This window comes from Desulfobulbaceae bacterium, assembly GCA_015231515.1.
Classification (GTDB): domain Bacteria; phylum Desulfobacterota; class Desulfobulbia; order Desulfobulbales; family VMSU01; genus JADGBM01.
In genome coordinates, this window is the sequence record JADGBM010000197.1 from 485 (window position 1) to 3,053 (window position 2,569).

At 43.3% G+C, this 2,569-nt stretch carries 3 protein-coding genes and 1 other RNA gene; 1 reads left to right on the top strand and 3 read right to left on the bottom strand.

Annotated elements, in window-relative coordinates; genetic code table 11:
* Positions 1-24: 24 nt before the first annotated feature.
* The 3 genes from ssrA to HQK80_16105 all read right to left on the bottom strand — a co-directional run bounded on the left by ssrA (position 25) and on the right by HQK80_16105 (position 2,457).
* Positions 25-384, bottom strand: a transfer-messenger RNA (tmRNA) gene (ssrA, locus tag HQK80_16095).
* A gap of 85 nt (positions 385-469) precedes the next feature.
* Positions 470-958, bottom strand: coding sequence for an SsrA-binding protein SmpB (smpB, locus tag HQK80_16100; GenBank protein ID MBF0223714.1), 489 nt, complete (start codon positions 956-958; stop codon positions 470-472).
* A gap of 11 nt (positions 959-969) precedes the next feature.
* On the bottom strand, positions 970-2,457 hold the full coding sequence (locus HQK80_16105; protein MBF0223715.1) for a type II/IV secretion system protein: 1,488 nt from the start codon (positions 2,455-2,457) through the stop codon (positions 970-972).
* On the opposite strand from HQK80_16105, the gene HQK80_16110 reads away from it, so the two are divergent.
* The coding region (locus HQK80_16110) for a DNA polymerase III subunit delta' (protein MBF0223716.1) at positions 2,361-2,569 on the top strand (209 nt) is incomplete at its 3' end. The genes HQK80_16105 and HQK80_16110 overlap by 97 nt on opposite strands.

Below are 2,569 nucleotides of genomic sequence, written 5' to 3' on the forward strand. Positions count from 1 at the left end.
GTCTTTGAAATGAAAAGATAAAAATGGTGGAGGTGCCGGGAGTTGAACCCGGGTCCGAAAATACTCCCCTTCAGGCGTCTACATGTTTATTCCTGCTTAAGTTCTTATCGTGCCTTGGTACCACCAGGACTAGGTACTGTTAGCACTATCTGGTGTAAAGTTTCGCTATCAGGACCACCAAAGAATCCGTAAGCTATCCCGCTAGTCGATGCCCAACCCAAGTCCGCAGGAATAACAAGGGAGAGCAGTGGCTTATTTATGCTGCCACAGCATATGAATAGTCATCTGCGACTATTTTAAAGTTCTACAGTTTTTTACGAGAGTTGTAGAATTCTCGACATGCAGCCCGAGCTTATATATCCCCGTCGAAGCCGTTTCACCCCCATTTCAAAGAACAACGTGCGGTAAATCAATAACTGACAAAAACAAAAAAACAGCCTGCGAAGTCAATGGTCACCACAATCACCTATTAGGTGTAGCGATTTCCTTTGTTGAGCCGGTTCATCTCCCGATCGGATTCACGATCTTTGATTGAAGCCCGCTTATCATAAAGCTTTTTGCCTCGTGCTAAACCTAATATCAACTTTGCTTTGCCATTGCCTTTAAAGTATATCTTGAGAGGTATTAAAGCAACTCCCTTTTCTTTAGTTTTACCAATGAGTTTTTTTAACTCCTGTTTGTGCAGAAGAAGTTTCCGCACTCGCAGGGGATTAGGGGCTTGAAGAGATGCAAAAACATAAGTTGAAATATGAACATTATGCAAGAACAACTCTTCATTTTTAATTTGAGCGTAGCCATCACGTAAATTTGCCTTACCGGCACGTAACGATTTGACCTCAGGCCCTAAAAGCATCATTCCTGCTTCATAGGTGCTTTCTATCTGATACTCAAAGTGAGCCTTTTTGTTGGTACAAACAACTTTTCCAGGCACAGAGTTTTTTGATTTAGTATGAGCCATAGTCGGTGTATTTATGCAATTCCAGTTACTTTGACAGCTTCCTGGAACGTTGTCAGACCTCTGGCAACTTTTGACCAGGCATCTTCGAGAAGGGGTGTCATGCCTTCCTTAATTGCCCATTGCCTGAGTTCAATCTCGCTGACCTTTTGGTTGGTCATAATTTTTAAGCGTTCACTCATCGGAAAAATTTCAAAAACTCCACAGCGGCCGGAATAACCCGTGCCCCGACATTTTGGACAGCCTTTGCCGTGTCGAAGTTCCAGCGTTTCACTGTCTGGCAGGGGAAAACCAAAACCCTCAAGTTCCTTAGTTTTGACAATGATTGGTTCAATGCAATTGGGGCAGATAGTACGAATCAATCGCTGTGCCATAGAACCAAGCAGGGTTGAGCTGATTAAAAATGGCTCTAAACCAAGGTCGATTAACCTGGAAATTGATGAAACGGCATCATTAGTGTGAAGTGTTGAAAACACAAGATGCCCAGTTAAGGCAGCTTGAATGGCATGCCGAGCTGTGTCAAAATCTCTGATTTCGCCGATCATAATGATATCGGGGTCTTGGCGCAAGATATTTCGTAAAATGGTGGAAAATGTCACATCTGCCGACTGTTGGACTGCAATCTGATTAAACTCTTCATGCACCATTTCTATGGGGTCTTCAACTGTTATTATGTTCTTATCCGGGGTGGCAATGTTTTTAAGAGTGGAGTAAAGAGTGGTTGATTTTCCGCTACCTGTCGGGCCAGTTACCAGAACAATGCCGTGAGGTGAAGTGATAAATCTATTGTATACGGCATAATCTTTGTCGGAAAAGCCGATGCTCTTAAGGTCTTGAAAAAGAATATTGGGGTCAAGAATTCTCAAAACAGCCTTCTCTCCAAAAGCCACCGGAATGGTCGATACCCGAATTTCAGCTTCGCCGCCCTTATGATTTACTTTGATTCTGCCATCCTGAGGACGGCGTTTTTCGGCAATATCAAGACGTGACAATGACTTTATCCTTGAAATGATAGCAGGGTGGACCACCTTGGGAAGTTTGTAAATTGTGTGTAGAACACCGTCAATACGGATACGGATATGGCACTTGTCACGTTTTGGTTCGATATGAATATCACTTGCCTTCTGATCAAAAGAGTAGGCAAAAAGATGGTCAACAGCACCTTTGATGTGTTGATCTGAAGAGGCTATTTCTGTGGCTGAAGATATTTTGACGTACTGTTCAAGGTTGCCGAGGTCAACGCCCATTCCTCCGGTCAGGTTAGTCTCGGCGGCAGAAATTGATGATTGAAAGCCAAAGAACTCAGAAAGAATTTTTTGGATGTCCGATTTGGTGCTGATATAGGCCTTAGCTTTGATTTTGTTGATACGTTCAATCTCTTTTAGAACATGGATGTTGGCAGGGTCTGACAGGTGTTGGTAAAAAAAAGTTCGCCCAGCTCTTTGCTCAACGAATAAACTGTATTGTCGGTGAAGGGCAGAGTTGCCAGCGCTGTCCGTCATGTAAAAAAATGGCAGCTGGGGTGCATCCGGATTTTATAAGTATAGAGCCTGACGGGGCAGCCATAAAGATAAATCAGATACGAGAACTGAAAAAAACCCTATCGTTTCCACC

Bases quoted from the DNA above. Each gene is read 5' to 3' on its own strand.
- smpB (MBF0223714.1), bottom strand. From the start codon at position 958: ATGGCTCATACTAAATCAAAAAACTCTGTGCCTGGAAAAGTTGTTTGT.
- HQK80_16105 (MBF0223715.1), bottom strand. From the start codon at position 2,457: ATGACGGACAGCGCTGGCAACTCTGCCCTTCACCGACAATACAGTTTA.